This window comes from Leptolyngbya sp. FACHB-541 (genome assembly GCF_014695875.1).
GTDB lineage: Bacteria > Cyanobacteriota > Cyanobacteriia > Elainellales > Elainellaceae > JAAUTN01.
This window is the reverse complement of sequence record NZ_JACJPC010000110.1, coordinates 1-24,111: the sequence shown is the minus strand read 5'-3', so window position 1 is coordinate 24,111 and position 24,111 is coordinate 1. Positions and strand designations below refer to the sequence as shown.

The 24,111-nt window shown below is 50.0% G+C and carries 22 protein-coding genes and 1 pseudogene; 13 read left to right on the top strand and 10 right to left on the bottom strand.

The window, feature by feature from the left end; translation table 11 throughout:
• The first annotated feature begins 11 nt into the window (after positions 1-11).
• A complete protein-coding gene (topA, locus tag H6G00_RS22695) occupies positions 12-2,270 on the top strand; it encodes a type I DNA topoisomerase (RefSeq protein ID WP_190798501.1) in 2,259 nt (752 codons plus the stop codon).
• A 153-nt stretch (positions 2,271-2,423) separates the two neighbouring features.
• Here the strand turns inward: topA and H6G00_RS22690 are convergent, their stop codons facing one another.
• Positions 2,424-2,714 (bottom strand): HU family DNA-binding protein, encoded by a 291-nt coding sequence (locus tag H6G00_RS22690; protein WP_190646305.1) that lies wholly within the window; start codon positions 2,712-2,714, stop codon positions 2,424-2,426.
• A gap of 371 nt (positions 2,715-3,085) precedes the next feature.
• Between H6G00_RS22690 and H6G00_RS22685 the strand changes: the two genes are divergently transcribed.
• Both H6G00_RS22685 and H6G00_RS22680 read left to right on the top strand, forming a co-directional pair.
• The gene (locus H6G00_RS22685; RefSeq protein WP_190798500.1) at positions 3,086-3,520 is read left to right on the top strand and encodes an HHL1-like protein; all 435 of its coding nucleotides are present in this window, start codon (positions 3,086-3,088) and stop codon (positions 3,518-3,520) included.
• 303 nt (positions 3,521-3,823) lie between these two features.
• Entirely contained in the window at positions 3,824-4,582 is a 759-nt protein-coding gene (locus H6G00_RS22680) for a carbonic anhydrase (protein ID WP_190798499.1), read from the top strand.
• Between the two features lie 175 nt (positions 4,583-4,757).
• Here H6G00_RS22680 and serS read toward each other — a convergent pair whose 3' ends face one another.
• Together serS and H6G00_RS22670 are read right to left on the bottom strand one after the other, a co-directional pair.
• The gene (gene serS, locus H6G00_RS22675) at positions 4,758-6,035 is read right to left on the bottom strand and encodes a serine--tRNA ligase (protein WP_190798498.1); all 1,278 of its coding nucleotides are present in this window, start codon (positions 6,033-6,035) and stop codon (positions 4,758-4,760) included.
• Positions 6,036-6,158: 123 nt separating this feature from the next.
• Positions 6,159-7,109: a pentapeptide repeat-containing protein gene (locus H6G00_RS22670; protein WP_190681349.1), complete on the bottom strand. Its 951-nt coding sequence runs from the start codon at positions 7,107-7,109 to the stop codon at positions 6,159-6,161.
• 647 nt (positions 7,110-7,756) lie between these two features.
• On the opposite strand from H6G00_RS22670, the gene H6G00_RS22665 reads away from it, so the two are divergent.
• The 3 genes from H6G00_RS22665 to H6G00_RS22655 all read left to right on the top strand — a co-directional run bounded on the left by H6G00_RS22665 (position 7,757) and on the right by H6G00_RS22655 (position 8,949).
• Positions 7,757-7,912 carry a hypothetical protein gene (locus H6G00_RS22665; RefSeq protein ID WP_190798497.1) on the top strand — a complete coding sequence of 52 codons (156 nt, stop codon included), beginning with the start codon at positions 7,757-7,759 and terminating at the stop codon, positions 7,910-7,912.
• A gap of 222 nt (positions 7,913-8,134) precedes the next feature.
• A complete protein-coding gene (locus tag H6G00_RS22660) occupies positions 8,135-8,398 on the top strand; it encodes a transposase (RefSeq protein ID WP_190798496.1) in 264 nt (87 codons plus the stop codon).
• A 344-nt stretch (positions 8,399-8,742) separates the two neighbouring features.
• Positions 8,743-8,949, top strand: coding sequence for a hypothetical protein (locus tag H6G00_RS22655; protein ID WP_190798495.1), 207 nt, complete (start codon positions 8,743-8,745; stop codon positions 8,947-8,949).
• Between the two features lie 129 nt (positions 8,950-9,078).
• On the opposite strand, the gene H6G00_RS22650 is transcribed toward H6G00_RS22655, so the two are convergent.
• The 6 genes from H6G00_RS22650 to H6G00_RS22625 form a co-directional block, all read right to left on the bottom strand.
• Complete coding sequence (locus H6G00_RS22650; protein ID WP_190798494.1) at positions 9,079-11,313, bottom strand: glycoside hydrolase; 2,235 nt, start codon at positions 11,311-11,313, stop codon at positions 9,079-9,081.
• A gap of 155 nt (positions 11,314-11,468) precedes the next feature.
• On the bottom strand, positions 11,469-11,711 hold the full coding sequence (locus H6G00_RS22645) for a NifU family protein (protein ID WP_190646313.1): 243 nt from the start codon (positions 11,709-11,711) through the stop codon (positions 11,469-11,471).
• 60 nt (positions 11,712-11,771) lie between these two features.
• Positions 11,772-12,419 carry a DUF3386 domain-containing protein gene (locus H6G00_RS22640; protein WP_190646314.1) on the bottom strand — a complete coding sequence of 216 codons (648 nt, stop codon included), beginning with the start codon at positions 12,417-12,419 and terminating at the stop codon, positions 11,772-11,774.
• 68 nt (positions 12,420-12,487) lie between these two features.
• Entirely contained in the window at positions 12,488-13,804 is a 1,317-nt protein-coding gene (gene codB, locus H6G00_RS22635) for a cytosine permease (RefSeq protein WP_190798493.1), read from the bottom strand.
• A gap of 98 nt (positions 13,805-13,902) precedes the next feature.
• A complete protein-coding gene (locus H6G00_RS22630; protein WP_190798492.1) occupies positions 13,903-14,502 on the bottom strand; it encodes a Uma2 family endonuclease in 600 nt (199 codons plus the stop codon).
• A 115-nt stretch (positions 14,503-14,617) separates the two neighbouring features.
• A complete protein-coding gene (locus H6G00_RS22625; protein WP_190798491.1) occupies positions 14,618-15,049 on the bottom strand; it encodes a DUF2358 domain-containing protein in 432 nt (143 codons plus the stop codon).
• A 76-nt stretch (positions 15,050-15,125) separates the two neighbouring features.
• Here H6G00_RS22625 and H6G00_RS36790 point away from each other — a divergent pair.
• From H6G00_RS36790 to folE, 7 genes and pseudogenes are all read left to right on the top strand, one after another.
• Positions 15,126-15,482: pseudogene (locus H6G00_RS36790) on the top strand (hypothetical protein).
• A gap of 197 nt (positions 15,483-15,679) precedes the next feature.
• Positions 15,680-16,879 (top strand): Coenzyme F420 hydrogenase/dehydrogenase, beta subunit C-terminal domain, encoded by a 1,200-nt coding sequence (locus H6G00_RS22615; protein ID WP_190798490.1) that lies wholly within the window; start codon positions 15,680-15,682, stop codon positions 16,877-16,879.
• A gap of 101 nt (positions 16,880-16,980) precedes the next feature.
• On the top strand, positions 16,981-18,714 hold the full coding sequence (locus H6G00_RS22610; protein ID WP_190798489.1) for an ABC transporter ATP-binding protein: 1,734 nt from the start codon (positions 16,981-16,983) through the stop codon (positions 18,712-18,714).
• 203 nt (positions 18,715-18,917) lie between these two features.
• Complete coding sequence (locus H6G00_RS22605; protein ID WP_190646320.1) at positions 18,918-19,937, top strand: long-chain acyl-[acyl-carrier-protein] reductase; 1,020 nt, start codon at positions 18,918-18,920, stop codon at positions 19,935-19,937.
• A 204-nt stretch (positions 19,938-20,141) separates the two neighbouring features.
• Positions 20,142-21,125: an acetyl-CoA carboxylase carboxyl transferase subunit alpha gene (accA, locus tag H6G00_RS22600; protein ID WP_190681336.1), complete on the top strand. Its 984-nt coding sequence runs from the start codon at positions 20,142-20,144 to the stop codon at positions 21,123-21,125.
• Between the two features lie 414 nt (positions 21,126-21,539).
• Positions 21,540-22,265 carry an SDR family oxidoreductase gene (locus H6G00_RS22595; protein ID WP_190798488.1) on the top strand — a complete coding sequence of 242 codons (726 nt, stop codon included), beginning with the start codon at positions 21,540-21,542 and terminating at the stop codon, positions 22,263-22,265.
• A 62-nt stretch (positions 22,266-22,327) separates the two neighbouring features.
• The gene (folE, locus tag H6G00_RS22590) at positions 22,328-23,053 is read left to right on the top strand and encodes a GTP cyclohydrolase I FolE (protein ID WP_190798487.1); all 726 of its coding nucleotides are present in this window, start codon (positions 22,328-22,330) and stop codon (positions 23,051-23,053) included.
• Positions 23,054-23,154: 101 nt separating this feature from the next.
• On the opposite strand, the gene H6G00_RS22585 is transcribed toward folE, so the two are convergent.
• Entirely contained in the window at positions 23,155-23,634 is a 480-nt protein-coding gene (locus tag H6G00_RS22585) for a GNAT family N-acetyltransferase (RefSeq protein ID WP_190798486.1), read from the bottom strand.
• Positions 23,635-24,111 lie beyond the last annotated feature (477 nt).

The following is a 24,111-nucleotide window of genomic DNA, read 5'->3' as shown; positions in this document are numbered from 1 at the left end:
TGGTTGAGAAGATGGCAAATCTGCTACTAATCGAAAGTCCTGGCAAGTTGAAAAAGCTAGGTCAGATATTGGGTCCCAACTGGATTGTGAAAGCCAGTATGGGGCACATTCGAGAATTGGCAAACGACGGAGAGGACGCGCTGGGGTTTGATTTAGAGGGAACTCAAATTCACTGCCGCTATGAACCGAGAGATGCCCGCGCAAAGAAAGTCTTGACTGAACTACGGCAAGCGGTAAAGCAGGCGAACGCCGTTTACATTGCGACTGACCCCGATCGCGAAGGAGAAACAATTGGCTGGCACCTCCAGCAAGAGTTGCGGCTAAAGAACCCCAGGCGAGTCGTATACAGCGAAATTACGCCAGCAGCAGTGCAACAGGCGATCGCCCATCCCCGCACTTTAGATCAAGCCTTAATTGCCGCAGGTCGGGCCCGTGACTGTTTAGATAAGCTGGTGGGCTACAAGGGCAGTAGGCATGTGGTGTGGCAGCTTAACAACGGCGCGAAGTCGATGGGGCGGGTACAAAGCGCGACGCTGCACCTGCTCTGTGTGCGAGAGCGAGAAATCCAAACTTTTAAGCCTGAAGATTATTGGAGCGTTTGGGTGAGCTATCGAGAAGGGTTCAAGGCTTTTTATCGCAGCAAGCCTACGGCTCAGCGCAGAGTTGGACAAGCCTCAAGTCAGCCTCCAGCAGAATCTTCAGACGATGCTTCTACCAATGAGGACAGCAAGCCTAAACAGGAGTCGGAGCGAGTCACAACTCAGGCGGAAGCAGACCGACTGGTGGCGATCGCCCGCTCTACGCCTCACCAAGTTGTCAAGGTAGAAGGAAAGGTCGTCTATCAATCACCCCCTGCACCTTTTATCACTTCCACTCTCCAGCAGGCAGCAGGCGCTAAGCTGCGATTTAGCCCCGAAAAAACGATGAAAGTGGCGCAGTCACTTTATGAAGTGGGCTACATCACCTACATGCGAACCGATTCGGTCGTCCTTGCTGCACCTTTTTGTCAAGCAGTGCGGCAGTACCTAGAGCAGCATGATCCCACCAACGTGCCTCAACGCACCGCAAAACATCGGGCTGTTAAGGGCGCACAAGAAGCCCACGAAGCCATTCGTCCAACAGATGTGAATCGCGTTCCACCGCTTGCCGCGTCAGCAGATGAGGCGAACCTGTATGAGCTAATTTGGAATCGGGCGATCGCCTCTCAGTGCTGTCCGGCGCGTTTACAAAAAACTCGTGTGGTGACGCAATCAGGTACCGCTTTTTGGGAAGCTAGAGGGCAAGTTTTAGAGTTTGCAGGCTATACCCGCTATTGGAATAACCTCAGTGCTGACGCTCAACTGCCGCCACTTCAGATTGGGCAAGTGTTACAGCTTCAAAAAGCTCAAGCAGATCAAAAGCAAACCCAACCGCCACCCCGCTACAGCGAACCAAAACTGGTGCAGTTAATGGAGCGCCAGGGAATTGGACGACCCAGCACCTACGCACCGACCATCAAAACACTTCGAGAGCGAGACTATGTACAGCTTTTGCAGGGCAAACTCCAGCCAACCGCATTGGGCTTAGATCTGGATGCTGCTTTAGAAAAGCTTTTGCCTGACCTGATTCAACCCGCGTTTACAGCGCAAATGGAAACGGCGCTAGATGCGATCGCCTCTGGGCAGCAAGACTGGCAAACCTATCTCACCAGTTGGCATCGAGATTACTTTGCACCCGCAATCGTGAAAGCACGACAGGCGATCGGGTCAAATGACTTTAAAGCGACTCATCTTAAAGCAACTCACTTTAAAGAAGCACAGCAGACTCCCTCCGGGCAGAATTCTTCTGCTCAACCTGAGAAATCTTTAACGAAAACAGCTCAAACGAAAACAGCCCAAACGAAAACAGCTCAGCAGGTTTCTAAGGTTGCCTGTCCAGGCTGTGGTGAGCTAATGCATAAAGTCCCTTCTCGCTCCAAAAAGTTGAAGGCTAATCACTTTCTCAAGTGCATCAAACCAGGTTGTGCCACTGTCATGTTTTGGAACTCAAAAGCTAAGAAATATGAGTTGCCCTATAGTCAACGCACTCCCGATCCAGAATCCTTTACAGACTATCCTTGTCCGGTTTGTGGAGCATTACTAGAGCGCTATACCTACACCAGAGAAGGACAAGCAAAAGTAATGTTACGCTGTTCCTTAATTGAGAACCGCAGAGGCAAGTGTAAGGATGTAGCCTTTTTTCAGGGGAAGGATGGCTTTTGGTCGCCCAAGTTTGGTGTGTTAAATACCTGAGCGAATTTGACATTGAAGTGAGAAGGGGGATGCTGGCTTAGCTAGCATCCCCCTTCTCACAAACTAGCTTTGAAGCTGCATTAGGAAACTCCAGATTAGGAAGATTGCTTTTCTGAAGCAATGGCAACTGGAGTAATCCTAAAACAGCGAATGTTATGCAACTTTTCCGTTCGAGGAGATTTTCTCCTTGAATAGTTTGCCTGCACTGAACGCAGGAACACGGGTTGCTGGAATTTTGATTGTTTCTCCACTCTTAGGGTTGCGTCCCTCACGCTCTTTGCGATCGCGAGGTTCAAAGGTGCCAAAGCCAACTAGTGTCACTTTTTCACCTTCGGCTACAGCGTCCTGAATGGTTTCAAACAAAGCCGTCAAAATCTGATCGGCCTCTTTTTTGGTTACACCTGCTTTTTCTGCAACCGCGTCGATCAAGTCACCTTTATTCATGAAATACAGCCCTCACAAGCATTTCAACTGTTTGAAGTGAATTGTAGTGCAAATGTACAGAAATGACTCATTTTCCGCAGAAATTTTTATATAGAGCGGGTTTCAGGGGTAATTGCAATGGTTAATGGTTTTGACCAGTCAGCAGCCAATTACTCACTGTGAGATGAGCGATTTGACATAGGCAACTACAGACCTGGAAACCTTGATTTCTTGCGGGGCAAGCAGTTTGCCTGCTTGAGATGAATCGGCAATACTCATTCCAAAGGGTCTGGAAGGTGTATGAGGGGTAATTACCAATAACCCCTCATGTAAGTCCGTCGAATTTTCTGAAAAGGCTGTAAACTTTTATTAAGGTTTATAGCATAGAGTTTATGACATCCAATCTTGGGTTTGGAAAAACGCAGCCTCAGTCTCAAGCTAAAGTCTCTAAGCGATCGCAAGAACGCGCTAAAGCATCTCAAGAGCTTGACCGGATGCGGGCTGACGGAATTCCAGAATTTGAGGTTTATATTCGTATTCAAGGCAAAAAAGGCTGGTATCCCGTGGGGGCGATCGCCGTCAAGCGCTCCAGTCAGATCAGCGAAGCTATTTTTGGTAGTCAAGCAGACCTGCTTCAGGGAGCTTTCCGCCTCTATCCCGTGTTGCGGAAACATCAGCAGCATTTGGAATATGGCTATCGCCTCAAAGAATTTAAGGATGAGCCGATTCAGCTAGCAGTGCCACCCCAACCTAGCGTGACCAGCGGGATTGGGGCTGCCCTAGATCAGGTTAAAAGCCGCGTTTCGTCCCTGCTTAAGCGCAGCTAGGACAGCTTCAATCAAGCCATTTTGTGGGGAGGGGGATGTGGGCTAGAACCACATCCCCCTCCTCGCAAGACAGCCTTTTGGAAAAGCATAAATCTCGTAGGGGCGTTTCGTGAAACGCCCCTACAGTTTTTGGATAAATAGCCGTGAATCATCCCCATATTGGCAACCTAGTTAAAGGGCAACCGGAGGATTATCCGTTTTTGTTATGGGAGGTAGAACAAAATCTACTCCTACAATTCGCTACATAGACGGAAAAATGCCGTGCCAAAACGGTAGGATGGACTCCTACGGGGAATGAGGGCCATGAGAAAACTGATTAAAGGTCTGCGTGATTTTCAGACCAGCTATTTTAGCCAGCACCAGGAATTGTTTGAGCAACTCGCGCACGGTCAGAAGCCGCGAGTGCTGTTCATCGCTTGTTCTGATTCACGGGTTGATCCCAATCTGATTACTCAGGCTCAAGTGGGCGAACTGTTTGTGGTTCGCAATGCGGGTAATATTATTCCTCCCTATGGAGCGGCAAATGGGGGCGAAGGAGCCGCGATCGAATACGCGATCCATGCCCTGGGAATTGAGCAGATTATCGTCTGCGGACATTCTCACTGTGGCGCAATGAAGGGGCTTTTGAAGCTCAACGAGCTTGAGGAAGAAATGCCGCTGGTCTGTGATTGGCTCAAACACGCTGAGGCAACGCGGCGAGTACTAAAAGAAAATTACAGCGATCACCACGGCGAGGAATTGCTGGAGCTGGCGACCGCTGAAAACGTGCTCACCCAGATTGAGAACCTGCGGACTTACCCCGTAGTGCGCTCTAAGCTCTATCAGGACAAGCTCAGCCTCCACGCCTGGATTTACCACATTGAAACAGGCGAAGTCTTTGCTTACGATCCGGTTCACCATGCCTACGTGCCGCCGCAAAGTCAGTTTACGGTTTACGTCGAGGATGAAGCGACTCCTGAAGTTCACTTCCCTGGAGCGAGATGGCTACCTCCAGAGCAATCTGAGCGGATCTATCGAGGGTCTGGGGCAAAGCAGATCGATCACAAGCTTAGTTTGCCTTAATATTTGCGGCATTCACTCAATGAGTTGTCTCGTACTGGGTAGGGGCGCAGCATTCGGCAGATAGACCCCAGAATAGACCGAGGTTCTTGCCCGAATGCTACGCCCTGACGGGGATTCCAGCTTCAGAACGAGCAAAAAATGAGCTGAACATCGCACGTCAACGGCCGATACTCGCTCAAAGCGTTTCGCGTCCCAGATAGGGCTGTAGTACTTCCGGCAGGCGGATTGTGCCATTGGGCTGCTGGTAGTTTTCCAGAATAGCTGCCATTGTGCGACCAACCGCTAACCCAGAGCCATTTAACGTGTGGACAAACTGCGTTCCCTTTTTACCAGGTTCCTTAAACCGAATGTTGCCGCGCCGCGCCTGAAAGTCGTAACAGTTGGAGCAGCTTGAAATTTCTCGGTATTTGCCCGATGAGGGAAGCCAAACTTCCAGGTCATAGGTTTTTCCGGCAGAGAAACCCAGATCGCCCGTACATAGCTCAATGACCCGATAGGGAAGCTGAAGCGCTTGCAAAATTGCTTCCGCGTTCTGCGTTAGGGTCTGATGCTCTTGCTCGGAGGTATCAGGGTGAACAAACTTGAATAGCTCTACCTTGTTGAACTGGTGCAGGCGAATCAAGCCTCTAGTGTCTCGCCCGTAGCTGCCTGCCTCACGACGAAAGCAAGGGGTGTAAGCGCAATGGTGAATGGGCAACTCTTCAGCAGAGAGGATTTCGTCCCGGTAGAGGTTGGTGACGGGGACTTCAGCAGTTGGGGTGAGCCAAAGGTCGTCGCGATCGCACTTAAAGCTTTCCTCAGAGAATTTTGGCAACTGACCCGATGCTGTGAGTGACTGGCTGTTGATTAGAAACGGGGGAATCACTTCCACGTAGCCCGCCTGAATTTGGCGATCGAGCATGAACTGAATCAGCGCCCGCTCTAACGCTGCCCCTGCTCCAATCAGCGTCACAAACCGGCTTTGAGCCACCTTAGTCGATCGCTCAAAGTTAAGAATCTTCAGCTTTTCGCCAATTTCCCAGTGAGGCAGGATGTCTGGATTTTTGGGTAAATATTCGTCTCCCCAACGCCGAATCTCGACGTTCTCATCCTCGCTTTTACCAAGGGGGGTAGACTCGCTAGGCAAATTGGGTAGTGTCAGCAGTAACGCTTCTAGCTGAGCTTTCAGCTCTCTTTCTTGAGGTTCCAGTTCGCTCAGGTGGGCTTTAACCTGGTTTCCCTCATCTCGGAGTGCCTGAACTTCCTCGCCTTTGGGATCAGCACCCGATTTCAGTTTCTGACCCACCAGTTTGCCAATTTCGTTGCTTCGAGCCTGAAGCTGCGATCGCTTTACTTCTAGCTCTCGCTGCTGCTGGTCGAGTTCCAAAATTGGCTTTAGATCATAACCTCCTCGCAAATTCAGACGTTCCTGAATCTGCTCTGGTTTTTCCCGGATTTGCTTCAGGTCAAGCACAGATTTTTCTCAGCTTCTTAAACGGTTTGTCTTCTGTCATTAGTTCTTTGTCCCTTGTCATGGGTGATTTGTAAAGCTACCAATAACCTATGGACAAAGGACTAATGACACCTAGACTCCAATTTAGCTGTGAACTGCACCGTCGGGCATAGTGGCCCAGCTAAAATCCAAAAAATTGAGAGCGTGAATTTCTGAATTTAGCTTTGCTTCATTCAAGTCTGCGCCGCGCAAGATGGTTGAACTCAGTCGCGTATCTTCCAAAATAGCTCGATGCAGGTTGGCCCCGCTCAAGTTTGCGTCATCCAGATTTGCCCAACTCAGATCCGCACTTGATAGGTTTGCACTAATTAGCTCTGCTCGCTCCAGGTTAGCCCCGCGCAAGATCGCCACAATTAGCTTTGCGGCAGTTAAATTTGCTCGATATAGGTTAGCTCCTGTTAGCTCCGCTTCACCCAGGTTGACCCGACTTAGATTTGCCGCCCGCAAATTTGCACCATCTAGATTCACCCAACTCAAATCTGAATCTGACAAATTCGCTTCAGCTAAATCTGCCCGCTCCAGGTTAGCCCCACACAGGCTGGCTAACACCAGCTTTGCCTTGCATAGGGTAGCTTTTACCAGCGTTGCCTCGCTTAAGTTTGCCCCAGTCAAATTTGCCCCGGTTAGTTTTGCATCTCTTAGGTCTGCCGTAGCCAGGTTTGCTTCTGCCAAGTTTGCTTCGTTGAGGCTAGCCCGGTTGAGGTTTGCGCCAGCGAGGTTTGCCCGTTTTAGGACTGCTCTCCACAGCGTTGTGCTGCTCAGATCTGCGCCTACTAAATTGGCTTTGGATAAATCTGCTCCATTTAGATGTGCACCGCTCAAGCGAGCGCCGCTTAGATTCGCCTCTCGCAAAACAACTCCGTTTAGCTCTGCCCCAACGAGATAGGCACCGCTTAAGTCTGCCTCACATAAGATTGCTTTTTTAAGATCTACGCCGCGCAAATCTGCGCCGCTCAGGTAGGTTCCGCTCAAGTCTACAGTGTCAAAATTGCGCTCCCCAGCAGCGTATCGTTCCAGGAGTTCATGAGCGTCCATATTATTACCTCTAACCTAAAATTCTTTTAATGAATGCATTAATCTGGTTGATTTAGCGATCGCTCATGCTAGCCACAGTAGAGATGCTCCGTGAGAACGCCTCCATCCACAAACAACACAACCATCAGACCTAGTTGAACTGGATGAACGTGATGATCGCTAGCGCCAGTTCATAAGTGCGATGAATGCCAAAAGTCATGCTGCAGATTTCGGATAAACGCGAATTGCACAGCGTTCTGCCTCCACCAGAACGGTCAAAAGCCGTTTTATGTCCTGTAAATTTTCGAGCAAATAGGCATCCTAAAAGGCTTGCCAGTCAACCAGTCTTGTAGCGTCAATTCGACAGTCTGCTGACGTTAAGTTCTATGTTTTCTTGCTGAAGAAATTAAAAATCAGATGTGATCTTTGCTGTGAGCAGTCGTTTGTGGGCGATCGCATTCACACTCCTCTACACCTGCCGTCTTCCAGGTTTAAAGCATAGGAAAAACGGCTTTTCTAGAGCGCGCTAGTTAAGTTTAAGTTGGCTATTTCAAAGCCATCTTTTGCTTTAATTGTGAAACATTCAATCAAAAAACAGCATCAGTTTTGATATATATTCATACTTACGTTGAATATACTTTACAAAAGTAGTAGCTTGAGTAGAGCGAATGTTTGACCCAACAGAGCTGAGACACATGCGGGCTATAGCCTACATCTACTTGCCCCTGCCTAGAAATGAGGCAGTTCAACGACGAGATTCGATGGTTACAGATAGCCTTGCTGGGGCTGCGATCGCCTGTTACTCCAATGCAATCAGAAGTTAACTTATGTATTCACCAATTTAATTACATCAACTCAGTTAGTTCACGACTGACGCACTGCATAAACATTAAAATTATTGGATGTAGCAGGTAACAAAGCATTCTTTTTTACTGTTACTTCAAACCCATGATGTTAGAGAATAGACTGAAATAACTTCAATTTATTGTCGATATATCGCCCCTCCTAATTGGGAATTTTACCGATCAGATGCATTGGTGGATTTCATGAAATATGACCTAGACAAACATCATCGGCGATCGATTCGGCTGAAAGGATATGATTACACCGCCGTAGGCATGTATTTCATTACCATTTGTACCTACCAGCGGAACTGTTTGTTTGGTGAAATCATCAATAGTGAGATGCGGTTGAATCAATTGGGGCAAAGGGTTGATGCCTGTTGGCAACGCTTACCTTTCTATTTTTCAAACCTTAATCTGGATGCATTTGTGATCATGCCCAATCACATTCACAGCATCCTGGTATGAACCCATCTCTAAGTGGTAGGTTAGTTCTCTTGAAGAGCTAGGCGATCGCCCTATTCAAAACTTCAAGCCTGTAAACCTGTATCAAGAACCACTTGCGAAAAGCTCTATTCTCAAGTAGTCTGGTTCCTCAGTACAAAAAACATATTCAGTATCAAAGCGTCACCTGCTGTTGCGACCAACAACAACAGGCGACTAACCCTCAAAACTGCGACAACAGTTCGGAGGGCTAGAGGGCAGTTTATCACTCCACTAGCCACCCTGACTTTGCTATGGCAAAAAAGCAGCAGGGTGGCTTTGGTTTTGGGTATCTCTTCAACCCGTTTCCTTAGTGGAGTAAAACTGCCATGACTGATAATTCTGCTCTGATTCAAATTAACCCCGATCCGCGCATTCTCACTACATTTGTGATCGGCACTGAAGACAATGTCAAAGCACACATTCTTCGGCAACATACCCTTGGCGTTGCCGAAGCAAGCGCCTGGAGCAAACCGATTCCAGTTCCCCGTTACCCGGATAAGGTGATGTGTGTTCTCAATCGCATCATGGTTTAAGTACTGTAGGATGGGCATCTTGCCCGTCCCGACAGGTGGGACATCCATCCCACGTAATTCCTGAGTAGGGGCATGGCATTGCCATGCCCCTACAGTAGGACGGTTGTGCAGGTTATTTAGTCCACGATCCTAAGGCACTTGCAGCGGCACCAGAGTATTTTCTGGCAAATAGTTTCGATAACAGCCGTCCTCCGCCAGGATCAAAACTAGCTGCAAAGACCAGTCTGGTTCAACGGTGTGCAAGTCTGCCCAAGGCACAGCAATTTCCAGGCAAGAGTCAACAGCAGCTTTAGCGCGGCAGGGGTGCGAATGCCACTGGAAATTTTCTCCGGCTTCCTGAAACCAGGTCGATTGTGTAAGCAGATTTACCCCTAAATGATGGTGAAACAGGTAGTTTGCGGGTGGCTCATCCGGCAATTCTGCCAAGGGTGCTGGGCTGTTGTGCATGGTGCGACCGGGATAGAACCAGAGCAGGTGTAGCTCTGGGGGAATGTCTACTCCGGGGCGAGTAGCTGCCTTGAAGTCGAGACGCAGATAGAAATTTAGGTGATCAACGCCATACCAAAGCCGCTGGGCGAGGCTGCTGCGGTGCATGGTACCGCGTGCGCCGCCGATTTCAATGCGTCCGGCTTTGTCCCAATCTTGCTCGTCTCCGCGTCCATCTACAGTTGGGTGAATGAAGCTGCGGGGTTGGCGATCGCCATTCTCAGCATGAGCCTCAACCTGTTGGCGCACGTTGAAGGGAACTGGCTCATTTAATGCTTGATACAGTGCCGCCAAATGTTCTCGGAAAAGCTGGTCAAACATCGCATCCTGGTTAGAGGAATGCCCTTCGCCAAACCACCAGAACCAGTCAGAGCCTTCCGCTGCGTAGAGGGCTTCCCAGGCTTCGGGGTTATTTTCTTCGGTCGCTTCGGGGTGGTTGGCTAGCACCTGTCGGGCTTCGGTGAGCAAGTCCCAGGCGCGGTTTTTGGCGGGGTCGCCGATCCAGGTGGTGAAGCTGCCGTCTACCCAGGAGCCGCTGTGCAGTTTGTTGGCAGGAATAGTTTCGGTAGCGGGGAATTTGTCGAGGAATTCGGCGACGGTGACGAGTTGCAGATTGGGGTCATCACTCAGGGTTTGGTAGAGCGCTTCCAGGAAAGGTTTGCCATCTTGCTGGTAATATTCCCAGCAGTTTTCGCCGTCAAGGGCGATCGTGACCAGCCAGGGATTTTCTAGGGTGGTGCTACCGTCGGATTGACGGGCTTTGAGGGAGCGGGCGATCGCCTCTAACTGTCCCGCTAGATCAGAAGCCGCCTGACGTGGCTCCATTGACCCGTAAGTAAAGCCAATCAAGTCAGACAAACGGTGATCGCGAAACACGATCGATAAATCGCCCTGAGGAGTTTCCAGGCGATAGGGGCGATAGAGAACTTCCGGCTCAAATAGAGTCCCTGAACCATCGCGATGGAAGAAGTGACCTAGCGTCCAGCCCAACACTGCCTCATCGGAGCAGAGCCATTCAAACCCGTGAGCCGCCACATCGGGCAAGATTGCGGGGCTAACAGATTGCTCTGAAGGCCATAGTCCACGCGGATCGCGACCAAAGCGCTCTTTATACATTTGCTTGGCTTTTCGCAGATGGCGCGGAATGTCTTCTGCCCACTGAAACCGATGTTGCGGCAGCGCCATGTTTGGAACGGCGACTCGTCCGGCATCGGTATCCGCTAACAGCGGCAAAATTGGGTGCGTATAGGGCGTAGTCATGACTTCTAGCTGCCCGCTTTCCTGCATCTGCCGATGGTGGGGAATGATGCGGCTGAGGATTTGTCGCTGTTTGGAATAGATTCGCTGGCGATCGCTCAGGCTAAAGTTGCGCCCCTGCTCTAGCCACTGGGCAATTTCGGGGTCATCCCAAAACAGCGGATCGATCCACGCCAGGTTATGCCATGCCAGCAGGTCGCTGTAGTCTTGCGCGGCCCAGTTATCTAGACACCAGGCACGTCCCTTATCCTGCCGCTGATAAAATAGCTCAGCATAGCGGGGATGCGGGTCAACCAGCGTGTGGTGGTTTGCGTCAAAGAAATGCTCAATAATAAATTGCTGCTGGTCTACCTCAAGCTGCTCTACGGGCTTCAGCGCCAGAGACAGGTACGGATCAAACGCTGTTCCCGCTACATAATCTTCGATTTGCAGAATCAGCGAAGGCACCAAATTCACGGTTTGGTGCAGCCTGGGATAGCGCTCTAACAGCAGGATCAAATCTAAATAATCTTTTGTGCCGTGCAGTCTCACCCAGGGCAACTGATAGTGACCTACGGTGCGGCTTTTGTATAGCGGCTGATGCTGATGCCAAATGAAGGCGACGTAGAGAGGATAAGGCATAAACCAGGAGGCGACCCACAGAAATAAAAATAAGCAGGGAAAGTTCGTAAATTTTCCCTGCTCTAAAAGTAATCGGTAACTGTAATTTTGGCGATCGCAATTTCACATATCAACTTGAAAGGTGCGATCGCGAGAAACAACCGGATGAGCCTGACTTAAAAAGCTTGCTCAACCTCAGCAATCTCAGGAATATATTCGCGGAGTCTGCGCTCGATGCCCATTTTCAGGGTCATCGTGGAGCTAGGGCAGGAACCGCAGGCTCCCTGGAGCCGCAGCCGCACGATTGGGCCATCTAACTCGACCAGTTCTACGTTGCCGCCATCAGAGATGAGGTAAGGGCGCAATTCATCCAGCACCTTTTCCACATTCTCAGGCGTGAGTTCCATTGTTTGAGGCATAGTTCACCTTACGGAGATTCGCACTAGTTCTATTCTATCAGACTGCAAAATTCAGCCTAATCAAACTGCAACAGGCTGAAGCAGCTTGACGTTGGAGAAATTAAACTCATCAACGGTCTGCTTGCCTTGATCCTCTGATTTGAGCAAGCGACGAGTCAGGATGTAGTAATCCCCAACTTTTTCGTACTCATCTTCATGCTCAGCGCTGCCTTTTTGCTCACCCGTTTTAGGGTCGTTGTAAACCGAGTCATAACGGTGGGAGAGATAGCCAGATTCGGTCTGATGGCTGCTAGCAGTGTTGATGGTGACGACAATGCCGTGAATGTGACGATGAACCAGACAAACTTCGTTATTGCGAACTTTGTAGCGATCGCCCTCCGATTTGCCGCTCACCAGAATTTCGACCGCGCCCGTGTCGTCTGTTTCACCAAACGCGAAGGTATTTTTGCCGTGCGTTTCATCAAAGCTTCTACGAATCCGGTGAATCGCCACCTCGCGCAGTTGCCCCTCGATCGCCTGCTTTGCCTGCTCATCTGCCACATCGATTATCTCAACGCTGAGATTGCGATTAACCTGGGCTTTACCTCTGTAGACTTGGTCCCCTTGCTTTAGCTCGATGTCGGCTGTAAAACCAGGGAAATTTTTATCCCAGGTGTAGCGATTTTCGTAGGCAGCCTGAAACAATTCACGTGCTGTTTGTTCGGTCATCTAAAAACTCTCCTAGCATCAGTCTCTAGTCTAGGATAGCCATTCTTGACTGTGGAAAGCGGGTATCCCTACTTGAGGGCTGTCGTGCCGGTTGGCTGAGGAATCACTTTGGTCAGAATCGGGTACAGCACTGCCGCAATGATGATGCCGTTGACTGGAGCAATGCCAATGCCTGCCTTGCCGGTGAAGTAGGCGATCGCCGCTGCCACCACATAAGCCGCAATTCCCGCCCAATTAAAGGCAGGCTGCGGTTCATCCAACGAGGGAAACTGACCGCGACGATAGAGCCAATAATCTGCCATGACTACGCCGCCTACTGGGGGGATAAACGAACCGAGCAGAATGAGGAAATTGATGAATTGAGAGCTTTCATAGATGCCGCCCCAAGCTAGTGCAAGGGCGATTGTGGCTCCGATCAACACAAAGAAAGTGCGTTTTTTGGTGCGAAACATGTGAGAGAAGGCGATCGAAAATGCATAGATCGTGTTGTCCTGCGTACTCCACATGTTGAGAAACAGCAAAATGAAGCCAGCCACCAGCAGTCCCTGACGTGCCATCACCATAACCATGTCAGAGTTCTGATAGACCAGAGCTGAAAAAGCACCACCAAAAACCACAAAGCCATTGGCAATAAAGAAAGCCGCCAGCGTGGAGAGCGTTGCTGTGCGAGGAGAGTCAGAAAATCGGCTCCAGTTGGTTGCTTGAGTGCCGCCTGAGATAAACGTACCGACGATAATCGTCAGTGCTGCCCCAATACCCAACTCGCCTGAAGGCTGAACCGCCTGCAAGCCCTCAAAGCCGCCGATCTGGTTTGCTGAAATGGTCAAACTCCACAGCATCAAAATGATGATGGCGGGGACGGCAATGCGGCTATACCAGTCCATTGCTCGATAGCCAATGTAAGCAGTAATGCAAAAGAAATAGGTGAAAAATAAAATGATTAGCCAGTTCCACGATTCTGGTACACCTGCCAGCTGATTGAGCAAATCGGCAATGAGCCCTGAACCCCAGGCGTACCAACCCACCTGTGTGAACCCCAGGAGAAAATCGACCCAGCGAGAACCCACACTGCCAAAACTAAACCGCGCCATGAGGACGGTAGAAAGCCCTGTTTTAGAGGCGATGTAAGCCAGAGCAGCGGCATATCCACCCAAGATCAGGTTGCCAACAACCAGCAGACCAACCAAATCTGGGAAAAATCGAAAGGCTGGACCCACTAACCCTCCAGCAAAGAAGGTGCCTGAATAGAGGGTAAACCCCAGCAGCATGAAAGCCATTGAGAGGAAGGACTTTCGCGCATATAGGGGCACTGCAGTTAAGGGATAATCTTCTTCTGCCTGCGATTGGTCAACCGTTTGCGAATCCTGCGAGTTCGTCACACTCATAGCTGGCAAGCCCCTTTATGAGAATCTCATAGTTTTTTAGATGGGGCATATTCTCAGGCTTCTTGAGCAACGTGAACGGTATCATAGACCACCAGACACTATGAAGCTCCTTGGATATTAGTTTGTCCCGGAAAGATTTTGGTCAGACTGAGTTGCTGATCGGGGAAATGGGGAAGGGCGATCGCCTCTCCCGCTAACACAATCCGCTTCACTCGATAGCCAAACTCACCTGTTGGCTTTTGATAGGGTTCGCTATAAGCTTCCAAACAGTTCTCAGGCAAGTTTAATATCCAGTAATCAGGAATTTCAGATTCAGCATAAAGCGGTAATTTCGTTTCTTGGTCGTAACTTAGTGACGAACCTGAGATTTCGATTACGAGCAATACATCAGCTGCACTTGGATGAGCAGATAGATAGTCATCTTCCCGGTTACGAACAATCGAGAAATCAGGTTCCGGTTCACTATCGTCAATCAAAGTGATAGGCGATTGGCATCGCAAAAGTGCCTGTTCAAGTAGGAGTTTTGGCAGTTCTCTTAATAGTCGAGTTAAACAAACTTCGTGGGCTGTGCCTTTGGCCGCCATTTGAATAATTTGACCTCGAATGAGTTCAACCCGGTCATCTTCTTGAAAGAACCCTAACTCGGTTAGGCGATGATATTCAGATAGGGTGAAGCGCTTGAGAAGGGCGACCGCCATAAATCTACCTGCCGGAACTATATAGATAGTATCTCTGCCGAATCTCCCGTAGAGCGTAGCATTCGGCAGATAGTTCCTGGAATAGACCAGAGATTTTTACCCGAATGCTACGCCCCTACATGCCCTTGCGAAAAAACTGGCGCAGAATTTCACTTGGTTTGCGATCCCAGGTATCAATATGTTCGTAAATCAGCTTTTCCTCAGTTAGCCGATAGCACGATTGACCGTTAAAGAAAATTTTTGCTTTCCAGGGCAGTCGTAGCGTTCCGCGTACTGTCCAATCTGCCAAGATGATGTTTTCTTCAGACTGATACACATCATGCAAATCAAAATACAGCTCTGTAAAAAATAGCTGACCGTGAAATCGCAGCGTCCAAAAGATAATTCGATAGTTAAACTTTCCCTTAAATCGACTAATCGGATCTTTGAAAAGAATATCTTGAGAATAAATATCGTATGAAATATCACGCTCAAACAATATTGGCAAATCTTGCTTGAGCGTTTGAATGATGTGTTCAATCTGAGTCTGATCAGTTTCTGTTTTCAAAGCACTAATCTGCTGCGGTTAGACTTTAGCTACGAATATTGTAAAGTGAACCGAGTCAAGCGGAAAGAGGCGAATGATGACCTATACCCCCTCTAAACTCCTTTCCTTTGAAGAATTCTGGAGTTAATACGGAAATGATCCGCGCTACGAATTAATTGATGGCGAACTCCGAGACATGGAACCAACTGGTCCTCACGAATCCACTTCAGGAAAACTAGCTGGGAGGTTATTTGCCGAGATTTTACGCTTGAATTTGAAGTGGACGATTCCCAAAAGTGGACTTGCGTTTATCAGAAAGCCAAAACAGCCTACTTTTACAGTCTGCCAGTTGGTGAATGGTGAGTATCAACAACAGCAATATCGTTTAGGCCAAGCGATCGCCTCACCCCTCTTGCCTGAGATAAATCTCAGCCTGAATGACATCATGCCCTGATTGATTTTTCAAATTCTTCTAGCGCTTGCGTAACTCTAACTGTTTTGGCGCGTTGAATGAATTGGGAATTAGTTGGGCGATCGCCCCAGCAGGAAAGCGAAACCATAATTAATGTGTCATGAGTAGGGCGATCGCATCCACATCCGCTGCCATGGCGGTATTTTAAGAAAAGCTGTGTTTGATGAACCGCATTTACGATGACGCTGACAGATTCCCAAAAGCGCAAAGCCAAAGCCCTCAAGCCGAGTAGTATCCGTCCTGCCAAAGAACTTTGTAGCGAGTGTGGGCTATGTGATACCTACTACATTCAGCATGTAAAAGAAGCCTGCGCTTTTCTCAATCAGCAGATTGGCGAGTTGGAAGAACAGACCCACGGGCGATCGCGCGATCTCGACAATCCTGATGACTGGTACTTTGGCGTAAGTCAGGGCATGATGGCAGCGCGAAAAACTGAGCCAATCGAAGGCGCGCAGTGGACGGGAATTGTGAGTTCGATCGCGATTCAAATGCTGAATCGGGGCATGGTCGAAGGCGTAGTTTGTGTGCAAAACACGAAAGAAGACCGCTTTCAGCCGATGCCCGTAATTGCCCGAACGCCAGAAGAGATTTTAGCAGCACGGGTAAATAAGCCGACGCTGTCGCCCAATCTATCGGTACTGGAGCAAATTGAGCAGTCTGGGATGAAGCGACTCCTGGTAATTGGGGTAGGCTGTCAAATTCAAGCACTCCGGGCAGTTGAGAAAGAATTGGGCTTAGAAAAGCTTTATGTGTTGGGCACACCTTGCGTGGATAACGTCAATCGTGCCGGATTGCAGAAATTCCTGGAGACGACGAGCCGATCGCCCGAAACTGTTGTGCATTACGAATTCATGCAGGACTTTCGGGTGCATTTCAGGCACGAAGATGGCTCGGTCGAAACGGTGCCCTTTTTTGGACTGAAAACCAATCAGCTTAAGGATGTGTTTGCTCCGTCCTGTATGAGCTGTTTTGATTACGTCAATTCGTTGGCGGATTTAGTGGTTGGCTACATGGGCGCACCTTTTGGTTGGCAGTGGATTGTTGTGCGAAACGATCGCGGACAGACGATGCTCGATCTGGTTTGGGATCAAATCGAGACGCAGCCTGTGATGAGTCAGGGCGATCGCCACAATGCTGTTCAGCAAAGCATTCCTGCCTACGATAAGGGAGTCACCCTGCCAATGTGGGCTGCCAAACTGATGGGTGTCGTAATCGAGAAAGTCGGACCAAAAGGATTGGAATACGCCCGCTTCTCAATCGACTCTCACTTCACCCGCAATTACCTGTACGTCAAGCGCAATCACCCAGAGAAATTGGAGGCACACGTCCCAGATTACGCCAAGCAAATTGTGGGGCAATATGACTTACCTGATTCGTGAATTCGTAAGCTGAGTTAGCCTTAAGCATTCTCTCAGCTAACCAAGAACGGCTGTAGGATAATAGCGATCAAACGTCAGAGCCGCGACGCTGCCCTTTAAACATGACCGAAGCCCTATTCCGCATTGAAAATCTGCGAGTTGCCTATCCCAGTCATCGCAGTGGAAACGGTGCAGCAGCGACGGATCAAGATTCCACTTCGGAGCGTACCCCAGACTATTCCTCAACCCCTTGGGCGGTTGATGACGTGTCGCTAACGATTCAACCGGGAGAGCGGCTGGGCTTGGTGGGTGAATCGGGCTGTGGCAAGTCAACCTTGGGACGAGCGGCAATGCGGCTGCTGTCCGCCTCGACTCGCATAGAGGGCAAAGTTACGTTTGAGGGGCGATCGCTCTTCAACTTTTCCCCGGAAGAACTGCGGCGATTTCGAGGCGAAGCGGTCGCGCTAATTTTCCAAGACCCGATGACTCGCCTTGATCCGCTGATGACGATTGGCGATCACTGTGTTGAAACACTCCGCGCCCATCGTCCCCAACTTTCCCAGCAGGCAGCAAAGGCAGAGGCGATCGCCACCCTCGAAGCTGTAAAAATTCCCGCAAGCCGTTGGAATCAGTATCCGCACGAGTTTAGCGGCGGCATGAGACAGCGGGTGGCGATCGCCCTGGCCCTGTTGCTCAACCCCAAACTGATCGTCGCGGATGAACCGACCACCAGTCTGGATGTAACCGTTTCTGCTCAAATTTTGCGCGAACTTACCCGGCTTTGTCAGGAACGGCAGATGGGGCTGCTGCTGATTTCCCATGACTTGGCGATGATTGGCGAATATTGCGATCGCATCGCCGTGATGTATCGAGGCAAGGTTGTCGAAACCGGAGCCGCTCGAGCGGTTTTGCAAAATCCTCAGCATGAGTACACGCAGATGTTGCTGAAGGCAGCGCTGCATGTTCAGGCAGTTCCGGCGGAGGGGAGTGGGGGGATAGCGGAATTGGGGAGTAAGAAGGAGCACTCTAATGCAACAAAGTCAGGTGAGCCGCTACTGCGGTTGCAGGATTTGAAGCAGTACTACACGCTTGAGCAAAATTTTGTTGCCAAGCTGTTCTTCCCGGCTGAAGACCGCACGATTAAAGCGGTTGATGGGGTCAATCTGGAGCTTTATCCGGGTGAGATTTTAGGGTTGGTTGGGGAATCCGGCTGTGGCAAAAGCACGCTGTCTCGCACCATTCTGCAACTGATTCGCCCGACCGATGGGCGGGTAGAGTTCCTGGGAAAGGATTTGACTGCTTTTTCTGGTGCTTCTATGCGGCAGCAGCGACGACAGATTCAAATGATCTTTCAAGACCCTCACGCCTGCCTGAATCCTTCTATGACTGTGGGGCAGAGCATTGCTGATCCACTCCTGATTCACCGCTTGGCAGATGCCACCGCTGCAAGGGAAAAAGTTTTGCAAATGCTGGAGCGGGTGGGGTTAACGCCAGCGACAGAATTCTACAATCGCTATCCGGGGGATCTTTCGGGCGGACAACAGCAGCGGGTGGCGATCGCCCGTGCCCTAATCACCCAGCCCAAACTGCTGATTTGCGATGAACCCGTGAGTATGCTCGATGCCAGCGTACAGGCGCAGGTGCTGGAACTGATGCTAGAACTTAAGCGCGAATTTGACCTGACCTACCTGTTCATTACCCATGACCTTTGGGTGGCAAGGTTTTTGTGCGATCGCATCGCCGTAATGAACGCAGGGCAGATCGTAGAACTGGGAGCCACTGCAAAAATCTTTTCTAACCCTCAACACCCCTACACCAAAACCCTCCTCGCGGCTGCGCCCTTATTGTCTCGATAGTTCGGCGGTCTGATGGCAATCCACAGACGATTCCGATAGGATTGCAATACTGGGTTAACACTCGCTCAAGTTCTATCGACGATCGCCAGCAAGTTTTTCTTCTGGTTCATGGCTTCATGTAGTATTTTTAAGAGTGTTTACTTCTGTTTTCGCCTTCATATCCCCCATTTCGCCTAAATAGCAGGCATAGCGTAGAGCCATTCATGTTTGGTTTAATCGGTCACCTCACCAGCCTAGAACACGCCCAATCCGTCGCTAGAGAACTTGGATATCCCGAATATGCCGACCAGGGATTAGATTTTTGGTGCAGCGCCCCACCTCAAATCGTTGACACCATCAAAGTCACTAGCGTCACAGGTCAACAAATTGAAGGTCGATACGTCGAATCCTGCTTTTTACCAGAAATGCTAGCGACTCGACGCATCAAAGCCGCCACTCGCAAAATCGTCAACGCGATGGCTCATGCCCAAAAGCACGGCATCAACATCACGGCTCTGGGCGGCTTTTCCTCAATCATCTTCGAGAATTTCAACCTCCAGCAGATTCGCCAGGTGCGAAATGTCAAGCTAGAGTTTGAACGTTTTACTACCGGAAACACTCACACGGCCTACATCATTTGCCGTCAGGTCGAGCAAGCTTCCCAAAAGCTAGGAATTGAACTTTCCAAAGCAACGGTTGCGGTTTGCGGGGCAACAGGAGACATCGGCAGCGCCATCTGCCGCTGGCTCGATGCCCGTACTGACGTAGCCGAGCTGCTGTTAGTCGCCCGCAACCAGGAACGATTACAGGTTCTTCAAGAAGAGTTGGGGCGCGGCAAGATCATGAGTCTGGATGAAGCGTTGCCCCAGGCGGACATTGTCGTTTGGGTTGCCAGCATGCCCAAAGGCGTGGAGATTGATCCCACCACGCTAAAGCAGCCTTGCTTGCTGATTGACGGCGGTTATCCCAAAAACCTGGCAAACTTGCTCCAGCATCCCGGCGTACACGTCTTGAATGGCGGCATCGTCGAACACTCCCTGGACATCGACTGGCGAATCATGAGCATCGTCAACATGGACGTGCCGGCTCGCCAACTCTTTGCCTGCTTTGCTGAATCTATGCTGCTGGAATTTGAAAAGCTCTATACCAATTTCTCCTGGGGCCGCAATCAGATTACGCTAGAAAAGATGGACTTGATCGGTCAGGTATCGGTCAAGCACGGATTTCGTCCTCTGCTAGTTTGAGGGGCTAGGGGTTGGGGCAAGGGGCAAGGGGAAGTTGGTAAGTAGGAAAGTAATTTTTCCTCTTGGATGTCCTCTTGTTTCCCTAGCTCTAGCTTGGGAACGAGCAAAACGAGCAAACCGGAAACTGGGGATGGAACAAACCCCTAACCCCAGTCCCCAGCCCCTTCACCTCTAATCCCCCAGTTCCTAACTCCTAACCCCCTTATGGCAACTCCTGAACGTAGACCTGTCCTGCTTGATTTTGAGAAGCCTCTGGTGAAGTTAGAGGCAGATATTATCCGTGTGCGTGAACTAGCAGAGGAAAATAACGTCGATCTCTCTGATCAAATTCGTCTGCTTGAGTCCCGTGCCGTGCAGCTTCGTCAAGAAATTTTTAATAGTTTGTCTCCAGCGCAGCGGCTTCAGGTCGCTCGCCATCCTCGCCGTCCCAGTACGTTGGACTACATTCAAGCGATGAGCGATGACTGGCTGGAGTTGCATGGCGATCGCCTGACAGGCACAGATGATCCGGCTCTGGTAGGTGGTGTTGCTCGGCTAGATGGTCGTCCTGTGGTGATGTTGGGGCATCAGAAGGGCAGAGACACCAAAGACAACGTCATGCGAAACTTTGGCATGGCTTCTCCGGGTGGCTACCGCAAGGCAATGCGGCTGATGAATCACGCAAACCGATTTGGGATGCCGATTATCACCTTTATTGACACCCCCGGAGCATTTCCTGGACCCGAGGGAGAAAGACTGGGGCAGGGAGAAGCGATCGCCTACAACTTACGGGAAATGTTCCGTTTAGATGTGCCGATTCTCTGCACAGTGATTGGCGAAGGTGGTTCTGGTGGTGCATTGGGTGTGGGTGTGGGCGATCGCCTGCTGATGTTTGAGCATTCTGTTTACACCGTTGCCAGTCCCGAAGCGTGCGCTGCAATTTTGTGGAAAGATGCCGCAAAAGCGCCTCAAGCGGCTGAAGCACTGCGAATCACTGCACTGGACTTAAAGAATCTGGGCATTCTAGATGAGCTGTTGCCAGAACCTATTGGCGGAGCTCATGCCGACCCATTGAAGACTACCGAAACGCTCAAGCAAGCATTGCTCAGTCATTTGGCGGAGCTAAGCCAGATGACTCCACAGCAGCGGCGAGACTTACGCTATCAAAAGTTCCGCAGTATCGGTATGTTTACCGAGATTCCAGCATAGAGGTGAAGGCGATCGCTCCTGCTGGGATCGCTAGTGTTATAATCTCTTAAGAAACATTTGTTCACATTTACTGCATCAGGCGATCGCTGCGCTGCTTAGAGCGTTAGATTGCTTGGGGCTTGAACTGGTTGTTATTGGTTTTTTAACCTTATGCTCTTTTGCGTATGCTCCCCTGTTGAAACCGCAGGTAGCCGCTTCAAACGTGCCGATTCGGCGACGATTTGGAGAGAGTTGACGCTGTTTGGTCAGCCTTGTTGTCTTTAACCTTTTGTTTTTAGTATTAGTTTCAACTTTGTAGCGTTGGTTTTAACGCGATCGCCAATCCTTCACCTTACTGCTTTGGGACATCAAACAGTCCCATCAGTCCCGTAGGTCGGCGCACTGGCTCAATCGGCTGAGAATTTTGGAAATTTCATGACTCTTGATCTAAAACACCGTGCCCTAATTACTGGGGCAAGCAGTGGAATTGGCAAAGCTACTGCCCTGTCCTTTGCAAAAGCTGGAATCGATCTAGTTTTGGTCAGCCGCAATCAGTCTAGGCTAGACGCGGTCGCCGTAGAAGCGAGGCAGATAGGCGTAGAGGTACAGGTTTGTCCTGTGGACTTGGCGGCGATCGCCCAGGTCAAAGCCGAAATTAGCCGCATTGCAGAGCGCCATGGCCCAATCAACATTTTGATCAACAGCGCCGGAGTAGGCTATACCGGCGGCATTTTAGAAACTTCCCTGGAAGACTGGCAGCAGGTCTTAACGCTGAATTTAACCAGCGTTTTGCAGTGCATTCAGGCGGTTCTGCCAGGGATGCACGATCGCCACTCAGGAACGATCGTTAACGTTGCCTCAATTGCCGCCTATCAGGCTTTTCCCAACTGGGGTGCGTACAACGTCAGCAAGGCAGGATTGCTTGCTCTCTCTAAGACCTTGGCGGCTGAAGAGCGATCGAATGGCATTCGAGTAGTCACCGTTTCCCCCGGTGCAGTCAACACTGCCCTGTGGGATACCGACTTCGTTCATGCTGATTTCGATCGTTCCAAAATGCTCACCCCTGAAACGGTCGCCGAGTCTATTTTGCACACAGTTTTGCTACCTACCCAGGCAGTCATCGAAGAGCTGACACTGATGCCCAGTGCTGGAGCGCTGTAGTCCCCTTCTACAGTGACTCTACTGCTTGATTTACAGTTCATCCAAGATCATCTCAAACCACTATGACTATCGTTTCTTCTAACGGTTACACCAGTAACGACGCTCCGATCGAGCCCGATTCCTCAACTGATGCAGATACAGCCTCTCGGCTGCCAATTCGTCCTGACCGCAACACTGCCAGGGGGCAAACGGTTAAACCCCAACCGCCAGCGCCAGACACCCAAGAGCAAATGATGTCAGCGGTGCGGGACTTGTTGATAGGTGTAGGCGAAGATCCAGAGCGGGAAGGGCTGCTGAAGACGCCCAAACGGGTTGCAGAAGCGATGCAGTTTCTCACTGGTGGCTACCATCAATCTTTAGAAGAATTGGTCAATGGTGCCATTTTTGATGAAGGGCACAATGAAATGGTGTTGGTGCGAGACATCAACGTGTTTAGCCTGTGCGAACACCACATGCTGCCTTTTATGGGGAAAGCTCATGTCGCCTACATTCCCAACGAAAAGGTTGTGGGCTTGAGTAAACTTGCCCGAATTGTCGAAATGTATGCTCGCCGCTTGCAGGTACAGGAGCGTTTGACTCGGCAGATTGCTGAAGCCATTCAAATCATTCTGGAGCCACGCGGCGTAGCGGTTGTAATGGAAGCTAGCCACATGTGCATGGTGATGCGCGGCGTGCAAAAACCAGGTTCCTGGACAGTTACCAGCGCAATGGTTGGCGTATTCCAGGATGATCACAAAACCCGTGAAGAGTTCCTCAGCCTGATCCGCCATCAGCCTGCTTTCTTCTAATACCAATCTTTAAATCTAGATATTTTGAAAGGTGCCCCGCGAACACGGGGCACCTTTCAAAATATCTAGCCTCATGTAGAAAGCTTCACCTAATCTACCGGCTAAAGCTTCTTGAAGTATCTGGCGATCGGTAACTGCCTAAAGCCGACTTTCTCGTAGGTGTGACGGGCTGGAGCATGACCCGGATCGCCTCCCGTTTCGACCATGTCGATCGCCATTCCAGCGTCTTTCATCCAGGCAAGAGCAAATTCTATGAGAGCAGTGCCAATGCCTTGACTTTGAAAGTCTGGATCGACAGCAATCATGTAGATTTCACCCATGTTGTTCTCTGAGTGTAGTTTCACAGCTACGAAACCTACAGTGGAATCGGCATCGACCGCAACCCACACGTTTGTGTCTTCGGCAGCGCAAACATCCTCGACAGCCTTTTGCTGACTTACACCCCAACCAACGGGATAAAACGCTTGGTACACCTCAGCATCCAAAGCGTTTTGAATCGAATCAAAGACTGGCTCCCACGCTCGAAGCGAAAGCTGAATAACCGCATCAAGTTGATTAGGGGCATATGGTTCAATTTGCATTCTCCTATGAACCCCCAATTAACGGCGTGAGCTACATCAAAATCCAAAGCATTTTGAATCGAATCAAAGACTGGCTCCTATGCTCGGAGCGAAAGCTGAATAACCGCATCAAGTTGATTAGGGGCATATGGTTTAATTTGCATTCTCCTATGAACCCCCAATTAACGGCGTGAGCTACATCAAACTACAGCATACTACAAACTTTGGTAGTTTAGCTCTGTCATCACGCAGATGGTGAGTATGCTGGCATAGCTTGCTTGAGCTAACACGGAATCGGTTTTGTAAAGAAGCACTATTTGGTGTACGGGCGAAGCATTCGGCAGGAGGATTGTGATTAAGTTGCAGAGTTTGTGACCGAATGCTACGCCCCTTGTATGTAAGCGCCAGCATCAGCGAGACTGCTGATAGACCCTGTCAGGAGTGAAGTACTCTGATTCGCCCCTAGGGATAACCAAGCCTGTACGTAGATTAGACCTC